Annotated in this window: 14 protein-coding genes, 1 pseudogene and 1 riboswitch; of the genes and pseudogenes, 1 reads left to right on the top strand and 14 read right to left on the bottom strand. The window is 47.0% G+C overall.

The genetic code is table 11. From position 1 onward, the window contains the following. Positions 1-152: 152 nt before the first annotated feature. The 14 genes and pseudogenes from ACPV3A_RS15945 to ACPV3A_RS15880 form a co-directional block, all read right to left on the bottom strand. Positions 153-977, bottom strand: a complete 825-nt coding sequence (locus ACPV3A_RS15945; protein WP_426200220.1) for a GNAT family N-acetyltransferase — start codon at positions 975-977, stop codon at positions 153-155. Between the two features lie 200 nt (positions 978-1,177). Then, positions 1,178-1,306, bottom strand: a pseudogene (locus ACPV3A_RS15940) (S-layer homology domain-containing protein); the annotation flags it as partial. A gap of 130 nt (positions 1,307-1,436) precedes the next feature. Then, positions 1,437-2,039 (bottom strand): histidine phosphatase family protein, encoded by a 603-nt coding sequence (locus tag ACPV3A_RS15935; protein ID WP_339217853.1) that lies wholly within the window; start codon positions 2,037-2,039, stop codon positions 1,437-1,439. Between the two features lie 263 nt (positions 2,040-2,302). Then, entirely contained in the window at positions 2,303-2,956 is a 654-nt protein-coding gene (locus ACPV3A_RS15930) for a SprT family zinc-dependent metalloprotease (RefSeq protein ID WP_339217855.1), read from the bottom strand. A 63-nt stretch (positions 2,957-3,019) separates the two neighbouring features. Beyond that, positions 3,020-4,579 carry an arylsulfatase gene (locus ACPV3A_RS15925; RefSeq protein WP_426200219.1) on the bottom strand — a complete coding sequence of 520 codons (1,560 nt, stop codon included), beginning with the start codon at positions 4,577-4,579 and terminating at the stop codon, positions 3,020-3,022. Between the two features lie 421 nt (positions 4,580-5,000). Continuing rightward, positions 5,001-5,795, bottom strand: coding sequence for a DUF2935 domain-containing protein (locus tag ACPV3A_RS15920; protein ID WP_194543156.1), 795 nt, complete (start codon positions 5,793-5,795; stop codon positions 5,001-5,003). A 157-nt stretch (positions 5,796-5,952) separates the two neighbouring features. After that, entirely contained in the window at positions 5,953-6,870 is a 918-nt protein-coding gene (hprK, locus tag ACPV3A_RS15915; protein WP_071218491.1) for an HPr(Ser) kinase/phosphatase, read from the bottom strand. Between the two features lie 246 nt (positions 6,871-7,116). Next, positions 7,117-7,569 carry a nitroreductase family protein gene (locus tag ACPV3A_RS15910; RefSeq protein WP_220684907.1) on the bottom strand — a complete coding sequence of 151 codons (453 nt, stop codon included), beginning with the start codon at positions 7,567-7,569 and terminating at the stop codon, positions 7,117-7,119. Further along, positions 7,566-8,150 (bottom strand): nitroreductase family protein, encoded by a 585-nt coding sequence (locus ACPV3A_RS15905; RefSeq protein WP_426200218.1) that lies wholly within the window; start codon positions 8,148-8,150, stop codon positions 7,566-7,568. Before ACPV3A_RS15905 ends, ACPV3A_RS15910 begins: the two co-directional genes overlap by 4 nt. A 75-nt stretch (positions 8,151-8,225) precedes the next feature. Continuing rightward, positions 8,226-8,702 (bottom strand): MarR family transcriptional regulator, encoded by a 477-nt coding sequence (locus ACPV3A_RS15900; RefSeq protein WP_220684906.1) that lies wholly within the window; start codon positions 8,700-8,702, stop codon positions 8,226-8,228. 401 nt (positions 8,703-9,103) lie between these two features. Continuing rightward, entirely contained in the window at positions 9,104-10,267 is a 1,164-nt protein-coding gene (locus ACPV3A_RS15895; protein WP_426200217.1) for an MFS transporter, read from the bottom strand. 66 nt (positions 10,268-10,333) lie between these two features. After that, positions 10,334-10,433: riboswitch (purine riboswitch) on the bottom strand. A gap of 33 nt (positions 10,434-10,466) precedes the next feature. Beyond that, positions 10,467-10,892 carry a VOC family protein gene (locus tag ACPV3A_RS15890; RefSeq protein WP_194543159.1) on the bottom strand — a complete coding sequence of 142 codons (426 nt, stop codon included), beginning with the start codon at positions 10,890-10,892 and terminating at the stop codon, positions 10,467-10,469. 120 nt (positions 10,893-11,012) lie between these two features. Beyond that, positions 11,013-11,825 carry a helix-turn-helix transcriptional regulator gene (locus ACPV3A_RS15885; RefSeq protein ID WP_339217869.1) on the bottom strand — a complete coding sequence of 271 codons (813 nt, stop codon included), beginning with the start codon at positions 11,823-11,825 and terminating at the stop codon, positions 11,013-11,015. Between the two features lie 168 nt (positions 11,826-11,993). After that, on the bottom strand, positions 11,994-13,244 hold the full coding sequence (locus ACPV3A_RS15880) for an aminotransferase class I/II-fold pyridoxal phosphate-dependent enzyme (protein ID WP_426200216.1): 1,251 nt from the start codon (positions 13,242-13,244) through the stop codon (positions 11,994-11,996). Between the two features lie 150 nt (positions 13,245-13,394). On the opposite strand from ACPV3A_RS15880, the gene ACPV3A_RS15875 reads away from it, so the two are divergent. Continuing rightward, the gene (locus tag ACPV3A_RS15875) at positions 13,395-14,600 is read left to right on the top strand and encodes an MFS transporter (RefSeq protein ID WP_194543162.1); all 1,206 of its coding nucleotides are present in this window, start codon (positions 13,395-13,397) and stop codon (positions 14,598-14,600) included. Positions 14,601-15,400: the final 800 nt, after the last annotated feature.

Below are 15,400 nucleotides of genomic sequence, written 5' to 3'. Positions count from 1 at the left end.
CTACAACCAGAACCGATTCCAGAAAAAATTAAACGACCGTTCCCCGGTAGAATACCGGGAAACGGCCGCAGCTTAAATCATGTCTTTTTTGTACTGTCTACTTGACAGGGTTATGACCATAATGGCGACTTTTCTGCACTTATATCATTTTGTCATTTGCATTCATATTTATAATAATTTTGTACATGCACTCCCTCAAATCCAACCGACTCATATAATCTCAAAGCATGGTCGTTTCTCGTTTCGACTTCTAAGTGTACCGTATAACCGGCAGAGCTTTGCTCTTTAACGACTTGGCGAAGCGCTTTTCTGCCTATGCCTCTGCCCTGATATTCCGGCAAAATGGAGAAACCATAAATCCACGCCTGCCCCTCTTCACGGCTCACCCGAAGTTTTCCAACCGTTTCTTCGTTCACGTCAATCATGAGCATATCCGCATGATCCGCAAAACGGTGGTTTTCCATCGCTCTGGCGTCATCCTCGTCCAATCCGAACGCCGTTACGGATAAATGAACGCTCATTTCGAAATCCTCTTCGGTTGCCTGTCTCAGAAGAATATCGTCCGTGTCCTCCAGAGGTGTATGCCGCCATTCCATTTGATGCTCCGAGAATGCATATTCAGCACCTTGTTTATTCAAAAAGAATACTGCCGCATCGGATCCCGCAGGCGCGTTCAGCAAGATTTTCTTGTATCCATTTGATTTTACATATTCCATTGCCAGGTGAAACAACCGCCCAAAATGTCCTTTTCGACGTTCACTTGGCTTTACCATGCCGCATACCTCGACAGTAGAACCAAACGCATACAGACCTAAAAATGCTATAAGTTCGCCATTCTCATTATAATGAAAATAATCGAACGGCTCCGTTTTGCGTTCTCTAAGCATGTCCCAGTTAAGCTTCAGTTGTACATGATCATGAATTTCACACTCTTTTTGCAATTGTTCAATCTCTTGTAGTTGCTGTGTCGTTAACATATTTCCTCCTTTCACCTGTCGCATCAATAAACTCAGTTATATATATTCGAACACTAGCCGGGAGACAACATATTTGTCTGCTGAGTTCTACTTTATCATACTTACATGATGAGGGGGCGTTGACACCCACAGAAAAAAGAACTTGTGGCTAAATGCCAACAAGTCCTTCTTTTATTCAACACTCGTTAATCCACGCCTTTTTATTTTACCTCGATGGCGCGCCAAATCACGGTAATCGCTTCAGCACGGCTAGCATGAGATTGGGGTTTCAACATGTTGTTGGGATAACCCTTCATGATTCCATAATCTACTGCAATCATCATCGCTTTCCGTGCCCAAGGTCAATGTGTAATTCGCCGACAGATCCATTGCCATCAGTTGCAGCTGATGCGAGTTCCCAATGGCGGCCGCCCATTCGGAGCGAAGGAATGTTGATAAAACCCGAAATTCGGATTTTTGTCAACAGGTTAAGTGAGCTGTGTTGGCAAAATCGATTAATGTAAAGCGACCATTACAACACCTGATATGAGTTATAGAACATTCTGGGACCAGATTACTTTGTGAAATGATAAAGTTCGGGTGTTTATGGTTCAACTCTTCCTCGGTAAACTCGTTTACCATAAAGTCTGTGATCAAACCGCCATGAGTCACAATAACAATGGTTTCGTATGGATGTTGATGGGACAGCTCTAATAAGCAGGAAGTCAACCGCTCACCGGCTCTTTTTGCGGAATCTCCAACTGGAGGCATATAGTCTCGTTCCTTGGTGCAGCGATTCCACATCTCAACAAACTCCTCAAACGTTTGACCAGGCGAGTCTCCCCAATTCGCACGTTCCCGTAAGCGACTGTCCTCTGATACGGTTATATGAATTGCTTCAGCCACAATCTGAGCGGTCTGCGTTGCTCTATTCAGCGGGCTGCTAATCATTTTATCAATGGACATTTTACTAAAATGTTTTGCCGTTTTACGAGCCTGCTTTATTCCTTTGGGTGAAATGGAAACATCTCCAACTCGCTTTTCTTTCTCAGCATGTCTGACAAGGAAAAACTCTGTGCTCATATCTTCATTCCTTTCATACATCCATCAATTAGATAATCGTTAAATTAAACGAATATCTAATTAGATATTACATCGTTTTGGATTATATGGAAAGACACAACGCCGCAGTTAACGGATAATAAACAAAAAAAACCGCCAAATTGGCGGCTCGGCCTTGCTGCATGTGTTTTTGTTATTGACTTTGATTCGTTTCGTTTGGCCAGATCTCAGCTGCTTGTTTACGTCCATGCTAACGCATTCTGTGCAGCTTGTTCTCCATCATATTATAGAGTCATGGCGTGTCCATACTTCGCCAGGAACGCTTCCTTCGCTTTGTAATCCTTCATTACGCTGCCAACAAGTCGCCAGAAAGAGCGATCATGATTCATGTGAATGAGATGGCAGAGCTCATGAATGACCACATAGTCAATGACCTCACGGGGCGCCATCGCAAGACGGTAATTGAAGGTGAGATGTTTGGAAGAGCTGCAGCTGCCCCACTTCGTTCGCGACTCCTCAATGGTGAAGGATTTAGGCGAGACTTTCAGCTGCTTCTGATAGATCTTAATCCTCTCCCCGATCACCTTCTTGCAGCTGGCAAAGTAGAACTTCTTCAGCTCATGTTGGAGCGCATCTTCCGTCAGCCCATGGGTCTCAATTAACTCATCAAGCGAATAATATTGGCCAAGATGCAGAAACTTGCCACTCTCTTCGTATGCTTTCACCTTCGGAGCATTTCGAGCGGACTCAATCGCTTGCAGTTGTTTCAAAATTTTATCCCCATACTGCCTTACGGCCTTTATCACGACATCATCACCTGTATGATTCGGCGCCTTCACCGTAACCAGACCTGAAGGATCGATATGGATGGACATCTTTTGGCGGGGGCCGTATTCTACATGACATTCTATTTGTTGTTGTCCTAGTTCAATTTTCATATATTCAGCTTCGTTTCTATAAGGATGTATCTCCATTGTATCAGAATAGAACCGAATCCTCCTCTATTGGGTGGTAGGATTTACGGAAAATTCCGCTGGAGAAAATCGATCTGATCGGATATGATCCGCTCCATTCAAGATATGGGATAGTGTTGCGGTTGGTTTCCGGCCTATGATCAGCTGCTGCCCATCCGTATACCCCTCCTCACGTCCATCGAGCTCTTGTATGAGCACAGAGCGCCAATATCTGATGCGATCTTGACGATCTTCATCCGCAATCGCATTATGCAGTTCTAGCGGATCAAGAACCAGGTCAAAAAATTGCTCCTCACCCGTTTGGGAGAACCAAATGTACTTTTCCTTCCCATCGGTCACCCAGTGATTGGACTGCACCCCTTGTGCATGCTCGCCATGCAGATGATGACGCCAAGTCTGAGTGCTTAGCCCTTCTTCCTTTCCTGCCGAGGCAAGTCTCCAGATACTTTCTCCTTCGACCGTATCCGGTATAGGCACGCCAGCCGCCTCCAGCAGCGAAGGCATAATATCCCGCATTTCCACCACTTGATCCGCCACCATGCCGCGCTGCAAGCCTAATCGGTTGCCCGGATCGTTGACGATAAACGGCACATGGGTGCTTCCTTCATACGGAAGAGACTTCCGGAATAAATGGTGGTCTCCAAGCAGCTCACCATGGTCCGATGTAAACAGAATCACGGTATTCTGCAGCTCGCCATATTCATTCAACGATTGCAAGAAGCGGCCAATTTGGTGATCAAGATGCGTAATGAGGGCGTAATAGGCAGCCATCGCTTTACGCAAGCGGCTTTTCGGTACCAGTCCCCGCCCTGTGATAGGGGAGTACCCTTCCAGATTGGGGTCCTCCGTCTGCGCCCAATCACCAACCGGCGGCTCCGGAATATCGGCATCCTCATACAGATCCAGATACGCCTGCGGGGGATCGAACGGTGGATGGGGCCTGACAAAAGACATCCACAGGAAGAATGGCTTTCCGGGATCCCGGCGACGCAGAAAATCAATAGACTGTGTTACCACCCAATTCGTCGGATGCTGCATTTCTGCCAAATGCCAAGGACGGGCGACGGTCGATGCGTTGCAATCCAGACCGAGATCAAGCATATCCGCGCCGGGCACTCTCTCACGAAGCCATGGCAAATAATCATCGACTTGATCGTAATGCTCCTGCATCGGAATACTATGGTAATTACGGTTGTGATGCAGATAACCGTCGTGGAGCATGACATTGTGGAACCCCATCAGATTTCGTGCGGGGTAGACGTGCATTTTTCCGATACACTGTGTATGATAACCGGCACCGGCCAGTTCCCCCGGCAGCGTTCTCTTGTACTCCCATGGCACACAGTCCTGGTAGCCGACCCGGCCATGTGCCCGCTGTGATTGCCCGGTGAATATGGCTGCCCTTGCAGGCACACAGGTCGGTGTGGCTGAATATGCACGGCTAAACCGCACACCAGTCCTCGCAAGCTCGTCCAGATTAGGCGTCTCGACGACAGGATGACCCGCTATGCTGAGACAATCAAAGCGCATCTGATCGACTGTAATGAGCAGAACATTCGGCCTTCCCAGATTTTGACTCGAATTCATCACTTTTCCCCCTTCAACTACACCCCGCGCTTTCTTGGTTTTGGTCAACTCCACTTTATCGGGACGGCACCCACTGACTAATAACGCATTGCAGTTTCCCATCAACGAGATGATCTATTGAAAGTATTCGTCCGAATTCATTCAATTCCTTTTATTAAATTCCTATGTCCCTGTTGAAGAAATTGTTGATGAGGATCACCTTATAAGTGAAAAAGAGCCGCAATTTTGCGGCTCCTTTCATTTTGATGCTGGCAAACTGCTCCAAAATCCATTGAAACTAATCGCATCTTATTGCGGCGTACTGGGGGCGTCCGATTATCTTCATAGTTCGCGGGCTACCCTGCTTAGTTCCTGAGGCACCTCATTAGCATGCATTGCTAGACAAGCTTTCGATCAGATGCATGGCTTACGTTACTATTCTTCAACCCGTGACTCTCGGCTTTGTCGGATCGCAGTTCGGATTCTGTATTTCACCCAGGGCAGCCAACTTGGACAAATAGTAGCACTCTTCACGATACATATGATCTGGCATCAGCGGATTAATCCGGTCCAGCACCTCCCCGCGCAGTTCAAATTCTTCGAGTTCTGCCAAAAAGTGCATGAACACCCTCATTTCCAGATCTATATCAGCGTGGAATTTACGCATAGCAGGAAAATCCTTTAAATGGGTCCTTAAATAACCCGTCATTTCTACCGCCTTTAGATAAAAGCCTTCAAAATCTTTTTGAAACGCCATGCTTTTTGCAATTAACGGCTTTTCAGCAAAATCAAGATCGGCCGCCAGGCTTGCTGCATGACCAAATGCATCCTGGAGCCAAACCATATCATAGTGCAAGGGATGAAACAGAGGTACGCCCTTACCTTCTTGTAACGCCTGTAATATCCGCAGGTATTCCTCCAATTCATTTACCATATGATTGACAAAGGAAGGTGTCAGAAGAAAATCAATTTTGCCTGCAAGCTGTCGTTCCAGCAATTTCAGCTTGAACTCGCGCAGTTCATAAGTGGCTTTATAGGCATCCTTCGTCAGTTTCTCGATGAATGTGGAGGCATCGGGTCGCCGCGACTCCCCAAGCAGCATATCAAATCTAGCCATTAAGGACTCTGCTGTAGCGATATCCCCTTTTTCCTTGGGGGAAAGTGCGGTAAAAATAAAACGACAGTGGTCGCCAAGAATCTGTAGCCAAAACCGGTGCTCATACAAGGGATCACTCATTGATCTTGCCCCTCCCAATAGCGTTATTCTCAGAAAATATATGCTGCTGACAGCGGAGTAGAACGCGGAAGGGATAATCAAACCATAATCGCGGCTCGAGCATCATTCACGACAAAATACGGGATAGAAAGTGTTCCGTTGTTAGCCACACGCCGCCTTACGACTGCATTTCGTTTTCGATCCGTTTCATAAAGTCTTCAGCCGCGCTGTATCCGAGTTGTTTCAGGTACCAATTGTTGGCCGCCGCCTCGATCAGACTGGCGACGTCGCGTCCCGGCTGAAGCTGAACCTCGATATGCGGAATTTGAATGCCTAAATACTCTGTAAACTGAGGCACCGCCTCCAGCTCGTTGTTTAGGGAATTTTCACGCCAAGGCGACAGCTCAATATCGAGCACGATTCGTGTTTCGTCCTGAAATGCCGTGCGCCCGTATTGACGAACGACATTGATCAGACCGATGCTTCGCAGCGCCAGAAACTCGCGGGTTGTCTCATTGTGTGTGCCAAGAAGAGTCGAAGGGCCCAGCTTTTTAAGCACAACTATATCGTCTGCCACAAACCGGTGACCTCGTCTGATCAAGGTGTGAGCTGTCTCGCTTTTGCCAATCCCGGATTTACCCCGAAGCAGGATTCCTATGCCCGATACATTCACACATACCGCATGGATTGACATCTCCGGTGCCAATGTCTTCACCAAATAACTGTCCAACTTGGCGATAAATTCCGTAGTCGTCTCTGTTGTCCGCAATAACGGTATGCCCTCTTGGTTACAGAAAAGGGTCAGATAAGGAATCTCCTGCTGTCCTGACGTGACAATAAAGCACGGCGGATGATATTTGACGATATTCCCGATATGTAACTTGCGTTCTTCTATGGTAAGCGTCAGTAAATAGTTGATTTCCTTGCGCCCGAGCACCTGCACGCGCTCCATAGGAAAAAAATCGAAATACCCGACAAACTCCAGCCCCGGCCTGTGCGTCTGTGGACGGGTAATCATACGATCCATGCGATTGGCTCCTGCCAATACTTCCAAATGAAAAATTTCCGTAATACTTTGAACGGTGATCGACTTCATGTTGTTCTCCTCCTGCGATTGCAGTATGTATTCGGATATATTCAACGAACAACAAGTACTTTCCTGCCTATTTGCTTCCATACTATGAGACAGCGTCAATCTTCCCAGATCATCATCGATCAATAGCAGCTACGACTGTCTATATTCATGCGCCGTTAGTGATACATAAAAATACGAAAAGCCGCCTATTTGGCGACTCTTGTGAGTATATCATGTGATCCTTATCGTAGGCTTGCAGGGCATCATCTACAACAACTCAAAGGTAAGGTCAGGTGTGTCCTCTACCCCTACCTTCACAGGCTCTATGGATTGTCCACCATATCCCATTTCCAGCACGGCAACGATCCGTTCACCATCATGAACACCAAATCGACGGGTGCATGCTCTATCATAAATCCAGTCATTCATCGTCATTCGTACATGGAGCATGCGATCCTGAGCAAGCAGACGGAAATTTTGCATGAGGCAGCTTGCCGCTGCGTAATCCTCTTCTCTTTTATGCGGATCCTGATCTTCCTTAATGACCAATATCAGATACGCCGGAGCCTGATCCTGTAAATTAGATAGCACGTTTGTGTTGTCAGAACCGATAAATATAAACCGCCAAGGTTCCCGCATTCCGTCATTAGGAGCCCATACAGCAACATTCAACAATTCCAAAATATGATTCTCGGAAACGGGTCTAGCGCTATAACTCATCCAATGCCCCCTCCTCCGCTCGTTAATATCGTCCATTTCTTTTCTGCTTGTGTTCGTGCTCTGCCTCTAGGAGCCTTATCGAAATAACCCAAATGAAAAATACCAACCAGTCTCTCATTGGACTGCAGTTTCAACAGATCGAATAATTCCTTGCTTTGCATCATCGGTTCAGTGTCCCACAATGTACCGAGCCGACGTTGCCAGGCAAGAAGCTGAAAATTTTGCATGATCCCGCAGACCGCTGCATAATTCATATCACTTTTCCTTCTGTCCGCATCAGTAGAGGCAATAATAATGAGGTGGCCAGGTATATCGGTGACCCTCTTCCGAACGAAATCCCGAACCTTCTCCGGCAGCCATTTGACCAGCCTGTTCTTCACCAAGGGTTCCAGCATACTGGAAGCCAAACGTTCCTTCGCATCCGCCGTCCCCGCATAAACGCTTCGGAAGGCCACTTCCTCTCTGGAAGGGTAAAGCTGCCGTGCAGCGTAGAGTAAATCTATCACCAGCTCCTGGTCCACGGGGATGGAGTTAAACTTGCGGATGCTTCTTCGTTCTCTGATCGTCTTCATGAAATTCATGTTTTCACTCCCCAGCCATTGCACGCTTGAATCCCCCTCCAACTCTCCTCAAGGATCGCAACAGCGAACATATTCTTAATGATAAAAGTCAGCCAAATCTCCAAATAACCGCTTAATGAAGTCAAGTTCGGAATCGCTATATCTTTCCAAAAACTCGTTCATCCTCTCCTGCTCCTTGATATGGAACTCATCATGGATGGCAAAAAGCCTTTTTCCGGCCGCCGTTAGCCGAAAGTACACTTCTTTTTTGTTATCATTGAGCTGGGCCTTGCGCACCCACCCCGCCTTCAATAATTTATTGGTTATCTTCGAGGTATTCCCTTTGCTTAAGTTCATGGTCTCGGCAATGGAAGTGACATTAATCGGTTCTTGCTCCCCAATACACGCGATCGTATGCAGTTCCGTTATGTTTAGGGTGGATTCTATCTCTATTATTTTCCGGAGTTCTTCGATAAAAGAGCTGCTTAACCGGTTCTCATATTGTTCTTTTTGTTGCAGAAATTGAATAAAATTTTCATGGATAGCGTTTTTTATCATTTTGTTCGTGCTCATGATTATGCAAGCTCCTCGACTCATTGTTTTTTTCATTATAACCAAAGTTCGTTTCGCAAGAAACAATATGAGTATACAATAGAAGTTACACCCCGGAAAGAAAAGATATTTCTAGTCATCCAGCCATACTACGCCTCCTTTACTTTTGATTATTGTTTCACGAGAATAAATATAAACCCATAAATTAAGATTGTATTCAAATGAACTATCCAAATATTTATTCATAGGAAACAATTTAATATTAAGGTTATTTTGATTCGGTGTCAATTCCACCCATTCTACATAACTGCTTGAAACGCAACCGTATCTTTGCCTGCAGCTCGAGTTTATCCCTTATGCTTCCAATGAAGAAAAAAAGGCAGCTGCGCGGTCGCAGCTGCCTTTTGATTTGCAGAAATGGACTATTTGCTTGTTTTCAACGAGAGCGCAGGTCTCGTTAAGGAATACACGGCGCAAATTAGCGACACCATGACGATTCCTCCGCCTACCCAAGACGTACTCGCTACGGTACCTCCCTGCTCTAACACGAGGCCACCGATAGCAGATCCTAGTGCAATACCGATTTGCAGCGCGGAATTGTTAAAACTCTGCTGGATATCGGACGAGCCCGGATCCACTTGAATCAAATAATTCTGCAGCGGAGGAGCCAGACTCCAGCTTAATGCACCCCATACCATCATCACGACTAAAAATACGCCGATTGAGAATGTAGAGAACGGGAGTAGAAACAGCACCAGCATGAATGACGTAATGATGATTACAATGCTCTTGTTCGAGCCCAGCCGGTCGGCGAGGGCGCCTCCAAACGCCCCACCGCCGACTGCGGATAGTCCGAACAGGAAGTAACAGATGCTGATCCAGTACGGACTCAGCCCAAGCTCCGATTCAAGAAACGGCGTGAAGTATGCATAAATGGTGTAGTGCCCTGCAAGCATGAACAAGGTGGCGAGATGCGCTCCAGCGATTTTCGATTTGCCGAGCGCCTTGAGCTGAACGGATAACGGTGTGATATTTTCAGGCTTGATCCGATCCAGGAACATATAGATCAAGATCATGGAGCCAATCGACAGAATGCCGATACCGAGGAATAATATCCTCCATCCAAAAGCTTCACTGATCAAAATGCCGAGCGGTACGCCAAGCACCAATGACGAGCTGATCCCCATATAAATCACGCCTAATGCTTTCGCCCGATGTGCAGGCTCAACCACCTTGGCGGTAATGGTCAACGATAACACGATAATCAGCGCTGTGCTCATGGCGGTTAATATTCTGGCAGCCATTAACAGCGGAAAACTTGGCCTTAGATAAGCCAGCAAGTTACCGATGAAGAAAACGAATAAAGAAATCATATAGAGCCGTTTCCGCTCCACTCTTGCCGTCAGCGCAAGGAGAACCGGTCCAGCTACGGCATAGACCAGGGCGAACACGGTAATGAGCTGACCAGCCGCACCGAGTGAAATATGCAAGTCGTCCGCGATAAGCGGGAGTATTCCGCCAACAATAAGTTCAACCAGCCCGACGGATATCGTTGATATCGCTAGAATTAATACTTTTAGATTCATCTGGAATGGAATCCCCTTTCTTCGATGTCATATTTGCTTATAAACAACAAAAAATCCTGATTACAAAAAATGAGAAACATTTTCTGTAATCAGGATTTTACGGTTCCTGGTAGAGACCCTCAGACCATATTAATGAGGTTATACATGTAAATATGTTTATTCAGTTGCACAACAATCGTTGATTAATTTATCACATCCGTTACGAAATATCAAGATGCCAGGCAGGATTCCAGCAAATCTCCCATAAGTGCCCGTCCGGATCGAGAAAGTGGCCGGAGTAGCCCCCCCAGAATGTGTCTTGTGCCGGCACGGTTACCGTCGCACCCGCCCTGCTGGCTTGCTCCATCACCTCATCCACTTCTTCCTTGCTGCCGACGTTGTGACCGATGGTAAACTCCGAGGAACTCGGAGGAGATAGAGGAACATTCGCCTCAACTGACAGATCCTTGCGATTCCATATCGCCAGTTTCACGCCTGCTTGCAAGTCAAAAAATGCTACAGCCCCATGTTCAAATTCTGTCCCAATAATCCCTTCGGTAGATAGGCCGAGTCCATCACGGTAAAACTTCAATGACCGCTCCAGGTCATCAACGCCGATTGTAAGTACGGATATACGTGCCTTCATAATCGCGTTACCTCCTATGCATCATCATCGTTACCTCTTTTACATTTTCGCCGATGGCTCTATCAAAAGATTGTAAAAAACGGACAACGTGCGCCTACACGGCGAGAGTTCCATCATCGATCACTTCAAAGCCTGTTTCGGTGACATGCCATATAAACGCCTGAAGTTGTTAATAAAATGAGGTTGATCATAGTACCCGTAGCGGGCAGCGATATCAGTAAACCTTGTCGGCTTGGCCTGATGCAATTCCTGCAGCATGTTTTGAAAACGAATAATCTCCGTCATGACCTTCGGGCTGACGCCCAATTCCTTCTGAAATGTTCTTCTTATGTTTCTCTCACTATAATTAAGTTTTTCCGCCATGGCGCGAACCGTAATTCTCCCTTTAGCAGCGTACAGATACTGCATGCTGTTCTCTAGCAGCGGCTCGGAACGGACGTTGCTCCGGCCTAAGACGCCCATTAAGAATCTTTCAACCAATTCCATTCGGTGAGCGGAATCCAGAGCCGCGACCATTTCCTCGTTCAGCTGATTCACTTCCAGCCCCCATGCTTCCTCCAAGAATACAGGACCCTCACGGAAATCGGAAGCTGGATAATGTATGAATGGGCGGACGGTTTCCGCAAAAAAACGAATACCGAACAGTGACTGATCCTGCGTGAGTCTCATGGCTTCGTAAGATGACATCAGTCCGGTAATGAAGCCGGAGGTTGAAGCATCCCGTGCCTTCAGATTAAATATAATATCGACGCAACCGTCAGGAAGAATGCGATGAAGCGGCTGCTGAAGTGACGAAGCTTGATAATCCAAGGTCCAATAACAGGCCACATAAGGTGTTAATGGCGGGCTTGGCAGATATTCTTGATAAGCATAAGAAGAATCCGAAGCAGGCTTCTCTATCGTTGGTGCTTGTATAGGGACATAGTTCCGCAAGTGTGCTCACCCTTATTTACATTGGATATGCAAATGACTCGAACGAACCATTCAATTATAGCAACTAGATTAATGCTCCCTGCTTGTATCAGTAGGTTCATAACATGGCCGTCACGCGTCGTAATGTAAAGCTTCCAATCCAATCCCCCGTTACTCCGCTCCCGTCTTTCATGACAAAGGTTCGGATGCCCTCGGTGCCGGAGACTTACTCCCCTGAATAAACGTTCCTATTCGCAACGCCGCTTCGCGCAGGGCCGCCTCTTCCTGAACTAACGCGATTCGCACGTAGCCTTCTCCTTCGGAGCCGAAAGCATCTCCAGGAATAACCGCAACGCCGGTTTCCAGCAGTAATTCGCGGGCGAAACGGCGTGAGCTCCATTGAAGATCACGAAATGCTTCAGGAAGCCGTGCCCATAGGAACATCGTGGCCTGTGGCTTAGGAACAACCCATCCCGCTTCGGCAAGTGATGCCACGAGGACATCACGCCGTTGTTCATATAGCGAAGCGACACCCTGTTCCTCATCGGCAGATGCCATAGCTTGACGCAGTGCATGGACAGCCGCAATCTGTACAGGCTTGAATACGCCGAAATCAATGTTGCTTTTGTACTCCCGCAGCGCGCTCACTGCTTCCTCATGACCGGCAAGAAAGCCGATGCGACAGCCTGCCATGTTAAAGCTCTTGGAGAAGGAGTGGAATTCTACCGCGATGTCGATGGCACCCGGAACCTGCAGAATACTCATGGGGCGGTAGCCGTCAAAACCCATTTCAGAATAGGCAAGGTCATGGACGATCAGCACGTCCCATTTTTTCGCCAAACCAACCAACTTTTCAAAAAAAGCAAGATCTGCCCGGACCGCAATCGGATTCCCCGGAAAATTCAGCAGGATGAAGGTCGCTTTCGCCCAAATCTCTTCCGGAATGCTGTCCAGATCCGGCACGAATCCAAACTCCTCCTTCAGTGGAAGATACCAAGGCGTTACGCCTGCAATCGCTAGCGCTCCCGCATAAATCGGATACCCCGGATTCGGCACAATGGCCACATCCCCCGGATTACATATGGCCTGAGCCAGATGCGACAGTCCATCCTGGGAGCCCATCAAAGCCAGGATTTCGGTATCCGGATTAACATTTACGCCAAATCGATGCTGCATCCAAGCCGCCGACTGCTCCCGGAACTCCATGGTTCCTCTTGTGCCTGGATATGTATAATTATCTGCTTTCAGCGCTTCTTGGCTCAGCACCCCACGGATATCCTCGGAAGGGCCACGGTCAGGGCTGCCGATGCTTAAGTCGATAATATGTCTTCCTGCTTGAAAAGCCTCTTGTTTCCACTCGCTGACCTCGGCAAATATGGAAGAACCGATCTGCGATAGTTTGTCCGCACGCCATGAGCGTTTGGAAGTTTGATTCGGCAAGATATCCACCTACTCCACTTTTTTTCCTACATTATAGCATGAAGGTGGAGGAGCATCTCTGTGAAATCCTCATTTCAGGCTTGACTTGAAAAGCCTTTCATAACGTAAGATCGAAGCATACAAAAAGAGAAATCAGGAGAAGAGACAACCATGACCAGAACACGAGAGACCATCTTTATTATCGCCTTTACGTTTGCCGCCTTTGTACTAGGTACTACCGAATATGTCATTGTTGGATTGTTAAAAGACATTAGCGTAAGTCTCAGCATTTCGCTTGCCGCAGCCGGCGTCCTCGTATCCAGCTTCGCCATTGCATATGCCCTCGGAACGCCGTTTGCCGTTACGCTGCTCGGACGCATACCACGGCATGTTACCATTCTGACAGCGTATATAGCAGTGTTAGTGTTTAATTATTTGACCATCTTTGCCACTACGTACCCCGTCATGTTATTCATTCGCGTCATGACCGCGATGCTGTGCGGACTAACCTTATCGCTGGCGATTGCCGCGACCAGCGAGCATATGAGCGCTTCCCGCAGAGCCGGTGCGGTTGCCTGGATCATCGGAGGTTTCTCGATTGCCAATGTCCTTGGCGTTCCCGTCGGAACGCAGATCGGCCAGATGGCAGGATGGCAAACGGCTTTCATTGTTACATCATTGGTTGGGATCATCCCGCTAGCCTTGATGCTGGCCGTCATGCCCAAGAGCAATACGATTAGCGTAAGCTCCATGAAACAGCAATTTGCTTTGTTCAAGAACAGGCGAATCCGACTTGCCTTCTTCATTCCGGTCCTTGGCGTAGGCTCCGTTTTTATTGTATACACGTACATAACGCCGCTATTGGAAAATGTGATGGGGATTCCGCAGCAATGGATCAGCACTGTTCTGCTCGCTTACGGCGCTTTCACGATTCTTAGCAATTGGCTCGGGGCCAAGGTAGCACAAGGCAATTCAAGGGTTAAATTGAAAGTGATTTTCACCATCCAAGCGATGATTATGATGGCTCTTGCCCTTACCCTATCACTCCCCTGGATGGCCTTAGTGTCGTTAATGCTGGTCGCCTGCTTTTCCTTTGCACTCAGTACCGCCGTTCAGCTATACCTGATTGACCTGGCGGATGAATCTTCACCCGGCTCCAAGGACTTCGCTTCCACACTCATGCCGGTTGCATCCAATTTGGGTATCGCCATCGGTTCCCTGCTGGGCAGCCTTGTCGTGGATAACGTCGGCCTTGAATACCTGCCTTGGGCTGCAGTAGTGTTCGCTATCGGAGCATTTGCCGTTACTTCCCGCTGCCATCAGCTGGATCAAGAACAACTGGACTTAACGCTGCTGACATCAGCTAAAGCATCATAGATCGCTATTCTTCAATCCTTCTCATTTTCTGGTGAGAGGGATTATTGGGTACCGGCCGGAAATCGGTCGCTCTCGTAAGAACAGATATCTTATCGGAAGAACGACACAGTGTTTAAGAACAGATACCTTTTCGGAAGAATGTCACAGTAATGAGAACAGACACCTTTTCGGAAAAATGTCACAGTAATTAAGAACAGACACCTTTTCGGAAAAATGTCACAGTAATTAAGAACAGTAACCTTATCGGAGAATGTCACAGTAATTAAGAACAGATACCTTTTCGGAAAAATGTCACAGTAATAAGAACAGTAACCTTATCGGAAGAATGTCACAGTAATTAAGAACAGTAACCTTTCGGAAGAATGACACAGTAATGAGAACAGATACCGTATCGGAAGAATGTCACAGTAATTAAGAACAGTAACCTTATCGGAAGAATGTCACAGTAATTAAGAACAGTAACCTTAGAACAGTAACCTTATCGGAAGAATGTCACAGTAATTAAGAACAGTAACCTTATCGGAAGAATGTCACAGTAATGGGAACAGATACCTTTCGGAAGAATGACACAGTAATGAGAACAAATACCGTATCGGAAGAATGTCATAGTAATTAAGAACAGATACCGTATCGGAAGAATGTCACAGTAATTAAGAACAGTAACCTTATCGGAAGAATGTCACAGTAATAACGTTTTGTTTCAACGGAAAACTAATGAGAAGAAAGGAGGAACATTCAAAAAGCTTACCCGTTATGTAACGGCGTAAGTTTTTGCCTACCTCTTCTGCCTTCTGTCCGTA

Origin of the sequence: Paenibacillus sp. Dod16 (genome assembly GCF_049893405.1) — a bacterium.
GTDB lineage: Bacteria > Bacillota > Bacilli > Paenibacillales > Paenibacillaceae > Paenibacillus_AQ.
This window is presented reverse-complemented; position numbering and strand designations above follow the sequence as displayed.

Bases quoted from the DNA above. Each gene is read 5' to 3' on its own strand.
- ACPV3A_RS15910 (WP_220684907.1), bottom strand. From the start codon at position 7,569: ATGAGTTATAGCGCTAGACCCGTTTCCGAGAATCATATTTTGGAATTG.
- ACPV3A_RS15895 (WP_426200217.1), bottom strand. From the start codon at position 10,267: ATGAATCTAAAAGTATTAATTCTAGCGATATCAACGATATCCGTCGGG.
- ACPV3A_RS15925 (WP_426200219.1), bottom strand. From the start codon at position 4,579: ATGAATTCGAGTCAAAATCTGGGAAGGCCGAATGTTCTGCTCATTACA.
- ACPV3A_RS15890 (WP_194543159.1), bottom strand. From the start codon at position 10,892: ATGAAGGCACGTATATCCGTACTTACAATCGGCGTTGATGACCTGGAG.
- hprK (WP_071218491.1), bottom strand. From the start codon at position 6,870: ATGAAGTCGATCACCGTTCAAAGTATTACGGAAATTTTTCATTTGGAA.
- ACPV3A_RS15920 (WP_194543156.1), bottom strand. From the start codon at position 5,795: ATGAGTGATCCCTTGTATGAGCACCGGTTTTGGCTACAGATTCTTGGC.
- ACPV3A_RS15945 (WP_426200220.1), bottom strand. From the start codon at position 977: ATGTTAACGACACAGCAACTACAAGAGATTGAACAATTGCAAAAAGAG.
- ACPV3A_RS15935 (WP_339217853.1), bottom strand. From the start codon at position 2,039: ATGAGCACAGAGTTTTTCCTTGTCAGACATGCTGAGAAAGAAAAGCGA.
- ACPV3A_RS15900 (WP_220684906.1), bottom strand. From the start codon at position 8,702: ATGAGCACGAACAAAATGATAAAAAACGCTATCCATGAAAATTTTATT.
- ACPV3A_RS15930 (WP_339217855.1), bottom strand. From the start codon at position 2,956: ATGAAAATTGAACTAGGACAACAACAAATAGAATGTCATGTAGAATAC.
- ACPV3A_RS15905 (WP_426200218.1), bottom strand. From the start codon at position 8,150: ATGAATTTCATGAAGACGATCAGAGAACGAAGAAGCATCCGCAAGTTT.
- ACPV3A_RS15875 (WP_194543162.1), top strand. From the start codon at position 13,395: ATGACCAGAACACGAGAGACCATCTTTATTATCGCCTTTACGTTTGCC.